This is a genomic window from Trichococcus ilyis, from assembly GCF_900109135.1.
Lineage (GTDB): Bacteria > Bacillota > Bacilli > Lactobacillales > Aerococcaceae > Trichococcus > Trichococcus ilyis.
Genome location: NZ_FNYT01000023.1, coordinates 1 through 12193, shown reverse-complemented (window position 1 = coordinate 12193; position 12193 = coordinate 1). Strand labels below are relative to the sequence as shown.

Annotated in this window: 25 protein-coding genes; 1 reads left to right on the top strand and 24 read right to left on the bottom strand. The window is 42.0% G+C overall.

What is annotated here, in order from left to right; genetic code table 11:
* Window positions 1-25 precede the first annotated feature (25 nt).
* The 24 genes from infA to rpsJ form a co-directional block, all read right to left on the bottom strand.
* Window positions 26-244, bottom strand: a complete 219-nt coding sequence (gene infA / locus BMX58_RS10690; protein ID WP_068558953.1) for a translation initiation factor IF-1 — start codon at window positions 242-244, stop codon at window positions 26-28.
* A gap of 135 nt (window positions 245-379) precedes the next feature.
* Entirely contained in the window at window positions 380-1024 is a 645-nt protein-coding gene (locus tag BMX58_RS10685; protein WP_068623183.1) for an adenylate kinase, read from the bottom strand.
* A 67-nt stretch (window positions 1025-1091) separates the two neighbouring features.
* A complete protein-coding gene (gene secY / locus BMX58_RS10680; protein WP_068623078.1) occupies window positions 1092-2384 on the bottom strand; it encodes a preprotein translocase subunit SecY in 1293 nt (430 codons plus the stop codon).
* Complete coding sequence (gene rplO / locus BMX58_RS10675) at window positions 2384-2824, bottom strand: 50S ribosomal protein L15 (protein WP_068623079.1); 441 nt, start codon at window positions 2822-2824, stop codon at window positions 2384-2386. The genes secY and rplO overlap by 1 nt, the downstream gene beginning before the upstream one ends.
* A gap of 33 nt (window positions 2825-2857) precedes the next feature.
* Window positions 2858-3040 carry a 50S ribosomal protein L30 gene (rpmD, locus tag BMX58_RS10670; protein ID WP_068623080.1) on the bottom strand — a complete coding sequence of 61 codons (183 nt, stop codon included), beginning with the start codon at window positions 3038-3040 and terminating at the stop codon, window positions 2858-2860.
* Window positions 3041-3053: 13 nt separating this feature from the next.
* Window positions 3054-3554 carry a 30S ribosomal protein S5 gene (gene rpsE / locus BMX58_RS10665; protein ID WP_068623081.1) on the bottom strand — a complete coding sequence of 167 codons (501 nt, stop codon included), beginning with the start codon at window positions 3552-3554 and terminating at the stop codon, window positions 3054-3056.
* A gap of 20 nt (window positions 3555-3574) precedes the next feature.
* Window positions 3575-3940 (bottom strand): 50S ribosomal protein L18, encoded by a 366-nt coding sequence (gene rplR / locus BMX58_RS10660; RefSeq protein WP_068623082.1) that lies wholly within the window; start codon window positions 3938-3940, stop codon window positions 3575-3577.
* A 59-nt stretch (window positions 3941-3999) separates the two neighbouring features.
* Window positions 4000-4536 (bottom strand): 50S ribosomal protein L6, encoded by a 537-nt coding sequence (rplF, locus tag BMX58_RS10655; RefSeq protein ID WP_068623083.1) that lies wholly within the window; start codon window positions 4534-4536, stop codon window positions 4000-4002.
* A 39-nt stretch (window positions 4537-4575) separates the two neighbouring features.
* Complete coding sequence (gene rpsH, locus BMX58_RS10650) at window positions 4576-4974, bottom strand: 30S ribosomal protein S8 (protein WP_068623084.1); 399 nt, start codon at window positions 4972-4974, stop codon at window positions 4576-4578.
* A 34-nt stretch (window positions 4975-5008) separates the two neighbouring features.
* Window positions 5009-5194 carry a type Z 30S ribosomal protein S14 gene (locus BMX58_RS10645; RefSeq protein WP_072763659.1) on the bottom strand — a complete coding sequence of 62 codons (186 nt, stop codon included), beginning with the start codon at window positions 5192-5194 and terminating at the stop codon, window positions 5009-5011.
* 20 nt (window positions 5195-5214) lie between these two features.
* A complete protein-coding gene (rplE, locus tag BMX58_RS10640) occupies window positions 5215-5754 on the bottom strand; it encodes a 50S ribosomal protein L5 (RefSeq protein ID WP_068623085.1) in 540 nt (179 codons plus the stop codon).
* 26 nt (window positions 5755-5780) lie between these two features.
* Window positions 5781-6089: a 50S ribosomal protein L24 gene (rplX, locus tag BMX58_RS10635; protein ID WP_068623086.1), complete on the bottom strand. Its 309-nt coding sequence runs from the start codon at window positions 6087-6089 to the stop codon at window positions 5781-5783.
* 34 nt (window positions 6090-6123) lie between these two features.
* Entirely contained in the window at window positions 6124-6492 is a 369-nt protein-coding gene (gene rplN, locus BMX58_RS10630) for a 50S ribosomal protein L14 (RefSeq protein ID WP_068623087.1), read from the bottom strand.
* A gap of 39 nt (window positions 6493-6531) precedes the next feature.
* Window positions 6532-6798, bottom strand: coding sequence for a 30S ribosomal protein S17 (rpsQ, locus tag BMX58_RS10625; RefSeq protein WP_068623088.1), 267 nt, complete (start codon window positions 6796-6798; stop codon window positions 6532-6534).
* Window positions 6799-6825: 27 nt separating this feature from the next.
* Window positions 6826-7020 carry a 50S ribosomal protein L29 gene (gene rpmC, locus BMX58_RS10620; protein ID WP_068558977.1) on the bottom strand — a complete coding sequence of 65 codons (195 nt, stop codon included), beginning with the start codon at window positions 7018-7020 and terminating at the stop codon, window positions 6826-6828.
* Entirely contained in the window at window positions 7010-7444 is a 435-nt protein-coding gene (rplP, locus tag BMX58_RS10615) for a 50S ribosomal protein L16 (RefSeq protein WP_068623089.1), read from the bottom strand. The genes rpmC and rplP overlap by 11 nt, the downstream gene beginning before the upstream one ends.
* 3 nt (window positions 7445-7447) lie before the next feature.
* The gene (gene rpsC, locus BMX58_RS10610; RefSeq protein ID WP_068623090.1) at window positions 7448-8104 is read right to left on the bottom strand and encodes a 30S ribosomal protein S3; all 657 of its coding nucleotides are present in this window, start codon (window positions 8102-8104) and stop codon (window positions 7448-7450) included.
* Window positions 8105-8107: 3 nt separating this feature from the next.
* Window positions 8108-8464, bottom strand: a complete 357-nt coding sequence (gene rplV / locus BMX58_RS10605; protein ID WP_068623091.1) for a 50S ribosomal protein L22 — start codon at window positions 8462-8464, stop codon at window positions 8108-8110.
* A gap of 20 nt (window positions 8465-8484) precedes the next feature.
* Entirely contained in the window at window positions 8485-8766 is a 282-nt protein-coding gene (gene rpsS, locus BMX58_RS10600; RefSeq protein WP_068623092.1) for a 30S ribosomal protein S19, read from the bottom strand.
* A 53-nt stretch (window positions 8767-8819) separates the two neighbouring features.
* On the bottom strand, window positions 8820-9650 hold the full coding sequence (gene rplB / locus BMX58_RS10595) for a 50S ribosomal protein L2 (RefSeq protein ID WP_068623093.1): 831 nt from the start codon (window positions 9648-9650) through the stop codon (window positions 8820-8822).
* Window positions 9651-9684: 34 nt separating this feature from the next.
* A complete protein-coding gene (rplW, locus tag BMX58_RS10590) occupies window positions 9685-9969 on the bottom strand; it encodes a 50S ribosomal protein L23 (RefSeq protein ID WP_068623094.1) in 285 nt (94 codons plus the stop codon).
* A complete protein-coding gene (gene rplD / locus BMX58_RS10585; protein WP_068623095.1) occupies window positions 9969-10592 on the bottom strand; it encodes a 50S ribosomal protein L4 in 624 nt (207 codons plus the stop codon). The genes rplW and rplD overlap by 1 nt, the downstream gene beginning before the upstream one ends.
* A gap of 27 nt (window positions 10593-10619) precedes the next feature.
* Window positions 10620-11258, bottom strand: coding sequence for a 50S ribosomal protein L3 (rplC, locus tag BMX58_RS10580; protein ID WP_068623096.1), 639 nt, complete (start codon window positions 11256-11258; stop codon window positions 10620-10622).
* Window positions 11259-11298: 40 nt separating this feature from the next.
* Window positions 11299-11607 (bottom strand): 30S ribosomal protein S10, encoded by a 309-nt coding sequence (gene rpsJ / locus BMX58_RS10575; protein ID WP_068623097.1) that lies wholly within the window; start codon window positions 11605-11607, stop codon window positions 11299-11301.
* 391 nt (window positions 11608-11998) lie between these two features.
* Between rpsJ and BMX58_RS10570 the strand changes: the two genes are divergently transcribed.
* Window positions 11999-12193, top strand: a 195-nt coding sequence (locus BMX58_RS10570; protein WP_131814079.1) for a helix-turn-helix domain-containing protein, incomplete at its 3' end; no start/stop codon positions are given.

Genomic DNA, 12193 nt, shown 5'->3' with positions numbered 1-12193 from the left:
CCTCCTATTTAGTGATGGAGTGCAATTATTTAAAGCGGTAAGTAATGCGTCCACGAGTAAGATCGTACGGAGATAATTCTACCGTAACTTTATCGCCTGGCAAAATGCGGATGTAATGCATTCTAATTTTACCAGATACGTGTGCTAATACTATGTGACCATTTTCAAGTTCGACTTTAAACATTGCATTGGGCAAAGTTTCAACGACTACTCCTTCAATCTCAATGACATCGTCTTTCGCCACGCCTGCTAACCTCCTAACATTCTGTTGAGCTGATTAATCTCATGTCTTGGCAATTTTTACTCTAACTGCTAGATTATACCATAGCAAGTATCGATTGAAAAGAAAATTTCGATTAACTTCAAATGACATTTGCGACTATTCTATAATCTTTTGGATTTCGGTGAATACATTGTCGATGCCGATTTCGCCATCAACGTTATGTAGCAATCCTTTTTCGCTGTAAAATGCAATGATTGGTTGAGACTGTTCAAGATTAATCTGAATGCGATTTTCTACGGTTTCAGGCTTATCATCTTCGCGTTGATAGAATTCGTGTCCGCCACAACGATCGCACGTTCCTTCCACTTTCGGAGGATTGTTTGTTTTGTGGTAAGTCGCTCCGCAAGAGCGGCAAATGATTCTACCCGTCAGACGTTGCATCAAAACTTCAGGGTTCACATCAATGTTAATAACAGCATCGATTTTTTTGTCGAGTTCGTTCATGATAGCTTCCAGCGCTTTTGCTTGTACGAGGGTTCTTGGAAAACCATCCAACAAAAAGCCTTTTTCAGTATCAGATTCTGCTAATCTCTCTTTAACGATTCCGTTCGTCACTTCATCTGGAACAAGTTCGCCTTTATCCATATATGATTTTGCTTCCAGGCCCAAGGCTGTCTCATTTTTCATGGCAGCTCGGAACATGTCCCCTGTAGAGATATGCGGAATATTGTATTTCGCGATGATCTTTTCAGCCTGTGTTCCTTTTCCAGCACCGGGAAGACCCATAATAATTAGGTTCATCATTTTACTGCCTCCTAAAGATGTAAGAATATGTGACGAGGAAATCTCTTTCCCCCCCACAAACTTACTATTGAATAAATCCTTGGTAATTACGTTTGACCATTCGACCTTCGATTTGTCTCGCCGTTTCCAGTGCAGTACCGACTACAATCAAGAGACTCGTTCCGCCCAGGGCGAGCGAGCTCGGCAAATCCCACAAACCAGAGGCAACGATTGGCAATAGCGCAATCAGTCCAAGAAATAGCGCACCGACCGTACTTAAGCGCATAATCATGCCGGAAATATAATCTTCTGTCCCCTTACCCGGACGTACACTTGGAATATAGCCGCCTTGCTTCTGCAAGTTCTCCGCCATCTTTTCAGGGTTGATCTGAATGAAGGCATAGAAGTAAGTGAAGACAATGATCAATACCGTATAGATTGTTGCACCGATGGGCTCACGGTAATTAAAGATGGTTGATAAAATTTGATACCAGTTTGCTTCGCTGTAATTAGTCGCAAAGAATCCGAGGATCGTTTGCGGCGTCATCATGAAAGAACTGGCAAAGATTACCGGAATGACTCCGGCTGAATTTATTTTTAAGGGCAGATGCGCGGATTGATTAGATCCGGAAGCACGCTTGGAATATTGAATCGGGATTTTACGTTCGGCTTGTTGAACGTACACAACGAGTGTGACCACCAACAATATCGCTGCCAACAGCGCAACCGAGAACAAGATATTGTTCATCAAATCGGATCCTGCATCAACAAAACGTTCATTGTAGTAGGAGTAAAGATCTGTAGGGATTCTTGCGATGATACCTGAGAAGATGATCAACGACGTTCCGTTTCCGATACCGTGCATTGAAATCGATTCTCCGATAAAAACAACCAGCATGGAACCTGCCGTCATCACCAAAGCGATGATCATATAGGTCGTCATGCCCGGATCGTTGACCAAACCCAAATTGGATAATTGGTTGAAACCGATAGAAACACCGACGGATTGTACAAATGCTAAAATGACTGTTAAGTACCTTGTTACTTGGTTTAACTTTCTTCTACCTACTTCACCCTGTTTGGACCATTCCACAAATTTGGGAACAATGTCCATTTGTAACAATTGAACAACAATAGAAGAAGTGATGTATGGCGAAACACCCATTGCGAAAATGGAATACTGACTCAGTGCTCCACCTCCGAATGTGTTCAACAGGCTGAATAAGCCTGTCGATGCCAAGTTTGTGATGGCACCCGCATCAACACCTGGTACAGTAATATGTGTTCCGAGACGGAACACAATCAGCATACCTAGAGTAAAGAAGATTCTATTTCTAATGTCCTTCGCCTGAAATGCATTTTTCAGAAGAGCAAACATTAGATCACCTCTACAGTCCCACCTGCAGCTTCGATAGCTTTTTGTGCTGCTGCGGAGAATTTATTAGCTTTGACTGTCAGTTTTTTCTCAACGCTTCCGTTGCCCAAAACTTTGATGCCTGATTTTTCATCTCTGACAATACCAGTTTCAACTAATAAAGCTGGAGTAACTTCTGTTCCTTCTTCGAAACGGTTCAATGTTTCTAAGTTGACAACAGCATACTCTTTGCGGTTGATGTTCGTGAATCCACGTTTTGGAACGCGACGGAACAATGGAGTTTGTCCACCCTCGAATCCAAGTCTTACGCCGCCGCCTGAACGGGCTTTTTGACCTTTGTGTCCACGACCGGATGTTTTACCATTACCGGATGAAGATCCGCGACCTACACGGTTACGCTCTTTACGTGAGCCTTCAGCTGGTTTTAATTCATGAAGTTTCATAGTAACTTGGCACCTCCTTCAATCTGATATTTATTATTTAACTTCTTCAGTTGTTACTAAGTGGCTAACTGTGTTGATCATGCCCAAGATAGCTGGGTTAGCTGGTTTCACAACAGTTTTGCCGATTTTGGACAATCCCAAAGCTTTGCAAGTATCTTTTTGGTTTTGAGGACGTCCAATCAAGCTGCGTGTTAAAGTGATCTTTACTTCTGCCATTATGTGGTCCTCCTTATCCTAATAGTTCTTCAACCGACTTGCCGCGCAATTTCGCAACATCGTCAACATTTTTCAATTGTTTCAAACCTTCGATTGTAGCACGTACCATGTTGATAGGTGTGTTCGAACCAAGAGATTTGCTTGTGATATCAGCGATACCCGCTAATTCCACAACGGCACGGACTGGTCCGCCTGCAGATACTCCGGAACCGGATTTAGCAGGTTTCAACATTACGTTACCGCCACAGAAAGTTCCGATAACTTGGTGAGGAATTGTAGATTCAGTCATTGGTACTTCGATCAGGTTCTTTTTAGCACTTTCGATAGCTTTACGAATCGCTTCTGGAACCTCGGCTGCTTTACCAGTACCGAAGCCTACACGTCCGTTTCTGTCTCCTACAACAACTAAAGCAGCAAAACGCAGACGACGTCCACCTTTAACAACTTTTGTTACACGATTGATTGCAACTACGCGATCTTCTAATTCAATATGAGCTGGGTCAACATAAACCATGTGTGGTTATCCTCCTTTTCTTAGAAATCTAGTCCATTTTCGCGGGCAGCTTCAGCTAAAGCTTGCACACGGCCATGGTACAGATAGCCACCACGGTCAAAGACTACTTCTTTAATTCCTTTTGCAGTAGCACGTTCAGCAATCAGTTTTCCAACTGCAGCAGCAGCTTCAGTTTTAGTACCTTTTGCGATTTCTGATTCTTTTGTAGAGGCACTTGCTAGCGTCACACCCGCTACGTCATCAATTAATTGCGCGTAGATGTTTTTGTTGGAACGGAAAACGTTCAAGCGTGGGCACTCAGCAGTACCAGAGATTTTTCTTCTTACACGTGCGTGTCTAGCTTGGCGCACTTTGTTTTTATCTGGTTTAGTAATCACAATTGTCACCTCTTTATTTTTATTTTATTTTGTCGTTCGTTCAGGCAGACAGTAAAAATAGCGGACTATTATTTACCAGTCTTACCTTCTTTACGACGGATGATTTCGTTAACGTATTTGATCCCTTTACCTTTGTAAGGCTCTGGTGGACGTACGCCACGGATGTTGGCTGCCAAAGCGCCAACCTTAGCTTTATCGTAACCTTTAACGATGATCTTAGTGTTTGATGGAACTTCCACTTCGATACCGGCTTCAGGTGTGAATTCAACTGGATGAGAATATCCGACGTTCAATACAAGTTTGTTTCCTTGCAATTGCGCACGGTACCCAACCCCTACTAACTCCAATTCTTTCGCAAAACCTTCAGATACGCCTACGACCATATTGTTGAACAACGCGCGTGTAGTACCGTGAATGGATTTAGTGAATTTTTCTTCGTTAGGACGAGTGAAAGTAACAGTGTTTCCATCGATGTTGATACCGATCATGTCATTAAATGTGCTTGTCAATTCGCCTTTAGGGCCTTTGACTGTAACAGTGTTACCTTGTTGAGTAACGGTTACGCCAGCTGGGATTTCGATTAGTTTATTACCAATACGACTCACAGGGCTGCACCTCCTTTATTTTCTCTTATTTTTTGAAAATTACCAAACGTAAGCTAATACTTCGCCGCCGACGTTTTTAGCTCTTGCTTCTTTGTCAGTGATAACACCTTCAGAAGTAGACACGATTGCGATTCCTAAACCGTTCAATACTTTAGGGATATCGCCAGTTTTAGCGTATACACGCAAACCTGGTTTAGAAATACGTTTCAGACCAGTGATAACGCGTTCGTTGTTTGGACCGTATTTCAAGAATACGCGGATAACACCTTGTTTGTCGTCTGAAGTGTATTCAAAGTTTTTGATGAAACCTTCAGCTTTAAGAATGTTCGCGATCTCTAGTTTTGTTTTTGATGCAGGGACTTCCAAAGATTCGTGACGTACCATGTTGGCATTACGAATACGAGTTAAGAAATCTGCGATTGGATCTGTCATGACCATTTACATTATACCTCCTTTTGCGAGTATGGTTAAATTACCAGCTAGCCTTTTTCACGCCGGGAATTTGTCCTTTATAGGCAAGTTCACGGAAGCAAATACGGCAAAGTTTGAATTTGCGATAAACTGAATGTGGACGTCCGCAACGTTCACAACGAGAGTAAGCTTGAGTAGAATGCTTTGCGGGACGTTTGTTTTTAGCAATCATGGATTTTTTAGCCACTTATTATTCGCCTCCTTAGCTTATTTTTGGAATGGCATTCCAAGTTGAGTCAATAATTCTCTTGATTCTTCGTCAGTGTTAGCAGTAGTTACGATAACGATATCCATACCACGTACTTTGTCGACTCTATCATAGTCAACTTCTGGGAAAATCAATTGTTCTTTGATACCTAAAGTATAGTTTCCACGACCATCAAAAGATTTTTTGCTGATCCCACGGAAGTCACGTACACGTGGCAATGAAACTGTTACTAGTTTATCCAAGAAGTCGTACATTCTTTCGCCACGTAAAGTAACTTTAGTACCGATAGGCATACCTTCACGCAAACGGAATGCAGCGATTGATTTTTTAGCTAACGTAATGACTGGCTTTTGACCAGAGATCAGAGTTAGTTCCTCAACTGCTTTGTCCAGGTTTTTTGTGTTTGACACAGCATCACCCACACCCATGTTGATAACGATCTTTTCGATCTTAGGTGCTTGCATGATTGAGCTGTATTCAAATTTTTCCATCAATGATGGAACGATTTCTTTTGTATATTTTTCTTTTAAACGGTTCATTTAGAATATCCTCCTTTCTCTAATAATTAATCAATGATTTCGCCGGTTTTTTTGGAAACACGGACTTTTTTGCCATCTACGACTTTAGAGCCTACGCGAGTAGGTTCGCCAGTTTTAGCATCAATTAACATAACGTTAGAAACATGGATAGGTGCTGCTTCCTCAAGGATTCCGCCTGTTGGGTTTGTTTGGGAAGCTTTGCGATGTTTCTTGACAATATTAATGCCTTCGACAATAACACGATCTTTTTTAGGGAAAGTTTTAAGGATGACTCCTTCTTTTCCTTTATCTTTTCCAGTAATGACTTTAACTTTATCACCAGTTTTTACGTGCATGCGTTGTTGCACCTCCTTCATTTATGACAGTTGATTACAATACTTCTGGAGCTAGGGAAACGATCTTCATGTAGTTGTTATCACGCAATTCACGTGCAACTGGTCCAAAGATACGTGTTCCACGTGGGCTCTTGTCGTCACGAATGATTACACAAGCATTTTCGTCAAATTTGATGTAAGAACCATCTTTACGGTGTGCGCCGTGTTTCGTACGAACGATAACAGCTTTAACAACATCACCTTTTTTGACAACACCACCGGGTGTAGCTTGTTTTACTGTGCAGACGATTGTATCACCAATTCCTGCGAATTTGCGGTTTGAACCACCTAATACTTTAATAGTAAGCACTTCTTTAGCGCCTGAATTGTCAGCGACTTTTAAGCGAGTTTCTGTTTGTATCACTTCAGTATCCTCCTTCCGGATATAGAAATATTATTTTCTTTAGATGATTACTGATTCTTCGACAACTTCAAGCAAGCGGAAGTTTTTAGTAGCAGATAATGGACGAGTTTCCATAATTCTGACTACATCACCCATTTTTGCTTGGTTGTTTTCATCATGTGCTTTGTACTTTTTAGAGTACTTAACGCGTTTACCGTAAGTAGGATGTGTTTTGTATGTAGATACTTCTACAACAATCGTTTTATCCATTTTATCGGAAACAACACGGCCTTGGTAGACTTTACGTTGGTTACGTTGTTCAGTCATTTCGTTGTGACCTCCTTTGCTGATCTACTATTTTTGCAATTCTTGTTGTCGCAATACAGTTTTAATACGTGCAATTGATTTGCGTACTTCTTTCAAGCGGGCAGTATTTTCTAACTGTCCGGTTGCAAGTTGGAATCGTAGATTGAATAATTCATCTTTGAATTGTTTTTCTTTTTCAATCATTTCAGCAGTGGATAACTCTTTAAGTTCATTAGCCTTCATTCGATTCACCACCAATTTCTTTACGTTTTACAATTTTTGTTTTAACTGGCAATTTGTGTGATGCAAGGCGTAGAGCTTCGCGTGCCACTTCTTCAGGGACGCCTGCTACTTCGAACATGATCTTGCCGCGTTTAACTGGAGATACCCAACCTTCAGGTGCCCCTTTACCGGAACCCATACGAACTCCGATAGCTTTGGATGTATATGATTTGTGAGGGAAGATTTTGATCCAAACTTTCCCGCCACGTTTCATGTAACGAGTCATAGCGATACGAGCTGCTTCGATTTGACGGTTTGTGATCCAGTGAGAGTCCACTGCTTGCAAACCAAATTCGCCAAATACGACTTCTTTTCCGCCTTTAGCTTCTCCGCGCATTTTTCCACGGAACTCACGACGGTGTTTTACACGTTTAGGTACTAACATTGGTTATTTCCCTCCTTTCTCAGTTGTTTTTCTTGCTGGCAAAACTTCACCACGGTAAATCCAAACTTTAACGCCCAATTTACCATAAGTTGTATCTGCTTCTTCCCATGCGTAGTCGATATCGGCACGCAAAGTGTGCAATGGAACAGTTCCTTCAGAATAAGATTCTGCACGAGCGATATCTGCACCGTTCAAACGACCAGAAACTTGCGTTTTGATCCCTTTAGCGCCAGATCTCATTGTGCGTTGGATTGCTTGTTTTTGAGCGCGACGGAAAGCTACACGGTTTTCCAACTGTTTAGCGATGCCTTCGCCGACCAATTTAGCATCCAAATCTGGTTTTTTGATTTCCACGATGTTGATGTGTACTTTTTTACCAGTTAATTCATTCAACTCTTTACGAGTTTTTTCTACTTCAGAACCGCCTTTACCGATAACCATACCAGGTTTTGCAGTATGAATGGAGACGTTCACGCGGTTAGCAGCACGTTCAATTTCAATTTTAGAAACAGAAGCTTCGCTTAGGTTCTTTTCGATGTATTTACGGATGCGCAAATCTTCATGTAAGAAAGCTGCGAAATCTTTTTCTGCGTACCATTTAGCATCCCAGTCACGGATGATGCCGACACGCAATCCTAATGGATGTACTTTTTGACCCACAGATTATCCCTCCTTCTTTTCTGATACCACGATTGTGATGTGGCTAGTACGTTTCATGATTGGTGAAGCTGATCCTTTTGCACGTGGACGGAAACGTTTCATCGTTGGTCCTTCGTTAACATAAGCTTCGCTTACTACCAAGTTTTCAATATCTAAATCATAATTATGTTCTGCATTGGCAATTGCTGACATCAACACTTTTTCTACAACGGGCGAAGCGCCACGCGGTGTGAATTTCAGAATGGAGATTGCTTCTCCGATGCTCTTGCCTCTGATAAGATCCACTACTAAACGAACCTTACGAGCGGCAATGCGAACAGTTTTTGCAGATGCTTTTGCTTCTGTGATTTGTTCTGGCATGTTATTTCCTCCCCTCGTAATTAACGGCGACCTGTCTTTTTGTCGTCTGCCGCATGTCCACGGTATGTTCTTGTAGGAGCGAATTCTCCTAGTTTGTGTCCTACCATGTCTTCTTGAATGTAAACTGGAACGTGTTTTCTTCCATCATATACTGCAATTGTTTGACCGATGAATTGCGGGAAAATTGTAGAACGGCGAGACCAAGTTTTGATGACTTGTTTCTTTTCGCTAGCTAATGCAGCTTCTACTTTCTTAACCAAATGCTCATCGACAAAAGGTCCTTTTTTCAAACTACGACCCATGGTGAAGCCTCCTTTCGATTATGTGTTGCTTCTCTTAATTATTGTTGTGATAATTATTTTTTGCGTCCACGAACGATCAGCTTGCTTGACTTAGCTTTCTTGTTGCGAGTCTTAAGTCCAAGAGCAGGTTTACCCCAAGGAGTAACTGGCGCTTTGCGTCCGATTGGAGCTTTACCTTCACCACCACCGTGTGGGTGATCGTTAGGGTTCATTACAGAACCGCGGACTGTAGGGCGTTTACCCATCCAACGGCTGCGTCCGGCTTTACCGATGTTGATCAATTCGTGTTGTTCGTTACCAACTGAACCGATTGTAGCACGGCAAGTCGAAAGGATCATACGTACTTCGCTTGAGTTCAAACGAACCAAAGTGTATTTACCTTCTTGACCAAGTACTTGAGCGCTTGTACCAGCTGAACGGATCAATTGGCCGCCTTTGCCTGGTTTAGTTTCGATGTTGTGGATAACAGTACCGACTGGGATGTTTGCCAATGGCAATGCGTTACCGACTTTGATGTCAGCCCCTACTCCAGATTCGATTTGTTGGCCTACTTCGATGCCTTTAGGGGCAATGATGTAAGTTTTGATTCCATCGACATATTGGATCAATGCGATGTTTGCTGTGCGGTTTGGATCGTACTCAACTGCTTTGACGATACCAATAACTCCGTCTTTATTACGTTTGAAGTCGATCACACGGTAAGCACGTTTGTGTCCACCCGCTTGATGACGAACGGTAATTTTACCTTGGTTGTTACGACCGGCTTTTCTTTTGATTGGTTCGATCAATGATTTCTCAGGCGTTGTTTTTGTGATCTCTGCGAAATCTGAACCAGTCATATTACGACGGCCGTTTGTGGTAGGTTTGTATTTCTTAATCGCCACGTTTTTTTCCCTCCTATTTGATTATTTCAATGGATTAATTTTCGAATAATTCGATTGTTTTAGAATTTTCAGTTAAAGTGATGATCGCTTTGCGGCGTTTTCTTGTATAGCCTTTGTATTTGCCCATACGTTTTAGTTTGCCGCGCACATTCATGATGTTTACGTTTTTGACTTCTACGCCGAACAATGCTTCTACAGATTGTTTGACTAAAGTTTTATTAGCGCGAACATCCACTTCAAAGGTATATTTTTTGTCATCCATTGCAAGCATAGAAGCTTCCGTGATGATTGGGCGTTTGATAACGTCTGTTGCTTCCATTATTGAAGAGCCTCCTCTACCTTAGAAAGAGCAGCTTGTGTCAAGACTAGTTTGTTGTTTGAAACAACATCCAATACGTTGATTCCTGTTTCGTTAACAACTGTTACGCCAGGAAGGTTACGTGCTGATAATGCTGCAAAATCGTTGTCGTTTTCTACAACAACCAATACTTTCGTATCAACGTTAAGGTTTTTCAACACATTCGCAAATTCTTTTGTTTTTGGTGCATCGAAGTTCAATGTTTCGACTACGATCAAGTTTCCTTCAGCCACTTTAGATGAAAGAACTGATTTGATAGCTAAACGACGAACTTTTTTGTTTAATTTATAGCTGTAAGAACGAGGTGTTGGTCCAAAGACAACTCCGCCGCCAACCCATTGTGGTGAACGGATTGAACCTTGGCGTGCACGGCCTGTTCCTTTTTGACGCCATGGTTTACGGCCACCGCCGCTAACAGCGCTACGATTTTTTACTGCGTGAGTTCCTTGTCTCAATGAAGCGCGTTGCATGATGATTGCATCGTAAACAACGTTTTCGTTTGGCTCGATTCCAAAGATTTCTTCATTCAAAGTCACTTCACCGTTTTGTGTTCCATCTTGTTTAAATAAGGCTACGTTTGGCATTATTCTCGTTCCTCCTCTCTTATTTTCTTATTTTTTGACAGCTTTACGAGCTGTTTTGATTTCGATCAATGATTTTTTAGAACCAGGTACATTACCTTTGATCAGGATTACGTTTTTCTCAACGTCAACCATAACGATCTCAAGGTTTTGGATAGTAACGCGATCGTTACCCATACGTCCTGCTAATTTTTTGCCTTTGAATACGCGGGATGGGAATGAAGCAGCACCCATTGAACCAGGACGACGGTGGTAACGTGAACCGTGGGCCATTGGTCCGCGGCTTTGTCCGTGACGTTTGATTACGCCTTGGAAACCATGTCCTTTAGTGGTACCAGTGACATCAACAATGTCGCCTGCTTCAAAGATATCAACTTTGATTTCTTTTCCTACTTCGTATTCTCCCAGCTCAACATTGTTAAATTCACGAATGAAGCGCTTAGGAGCAGTTTTTGCTTTTGCTGCATGACCCTTAGCAGGTTTGTTTGACAATACTTCACGCATTTCTTGGTAGCCTAGTTGTACCGCTTCGTAGCCGTCTGTTTCGTTTGTTTTGACTTGCAAAACAACGTTTGGAGTAGCTTCGATAACTGTAACTGGTACTAACTCACCGTTTGCAGTAAAGAATTGAGTCATTCCTACTTTTTTGCCTAAGATTCCTTTGGTCATGGTAACACCTCCGTTTGTTTTTTATATGATTTGGTTTTGATTATAGTTTGATTTCGATGTCTACGCCGCTTGGTAAATCAAGCTTCATCAAAGCGTCAACAGTTTTTGTTGTTGGGTTGATGATGTCGATAAGACGTTTGTGTGTAAGCATTTCGAACTGCTCACGAGAATCTTTGTACTTGTGAGTAGCACGGATCACTGTGTAAAGTTGTCTTTCAGTCGGCAATGGAATCGGACCTGAAACGGTAGCTCCCGTTCTTTTTGCTGTTTCCACGATTTTATCCGCTGATTGATCAAGAGCACGGTGTTCATATGCCTTTAAACGAATACGTATTTTTTGTTTTGCCATGTTGTTCCCTCCTTCGTCAGATGTAATTCATAAGACTAGCTCCACGAAAATTCCCCGGCACACCCGCCGTGACAAAGCGACCGGGTGTATCGCAACCTCTCGTCTCTTAGCTGCGGTTCCCGAATGAACGGTCCCCAATACTTTATTCATAACCATGAATGCCGTACCAATATATTATACACAATCGCAGTGAGTTAGGCAAGTCTTTTTCTGAAAATAATCTAAATTTCCAATTTCTGTTATTTGAAAAACTAAATTCCAGTTGACTGGTTCAAAATACGGAATTAACTTCTGCAAAGCTGGGAGTGGAATTCACTCCTGCAAACAGCCTATAATTCAAGGTGGATAATGTTTTGCTTCCTCACTTACAAAAAGAAGGAAGTGTTCACCTATGACAACACAGAAACATTTAACCCTTGAAGATCGTTACGCCATTCAACACTCACTTGAAAAACGCCACTCCTTCCGCACCATAGCCCGCTCCCTGGACAAAGACCCGACCTCCATTTCAAAAGAAGTCAGACGGCACCGCCAGAGTAGATATTACGTGGGCCAGGGCCGCGTCCCCAATCGCTGCATCCATCGC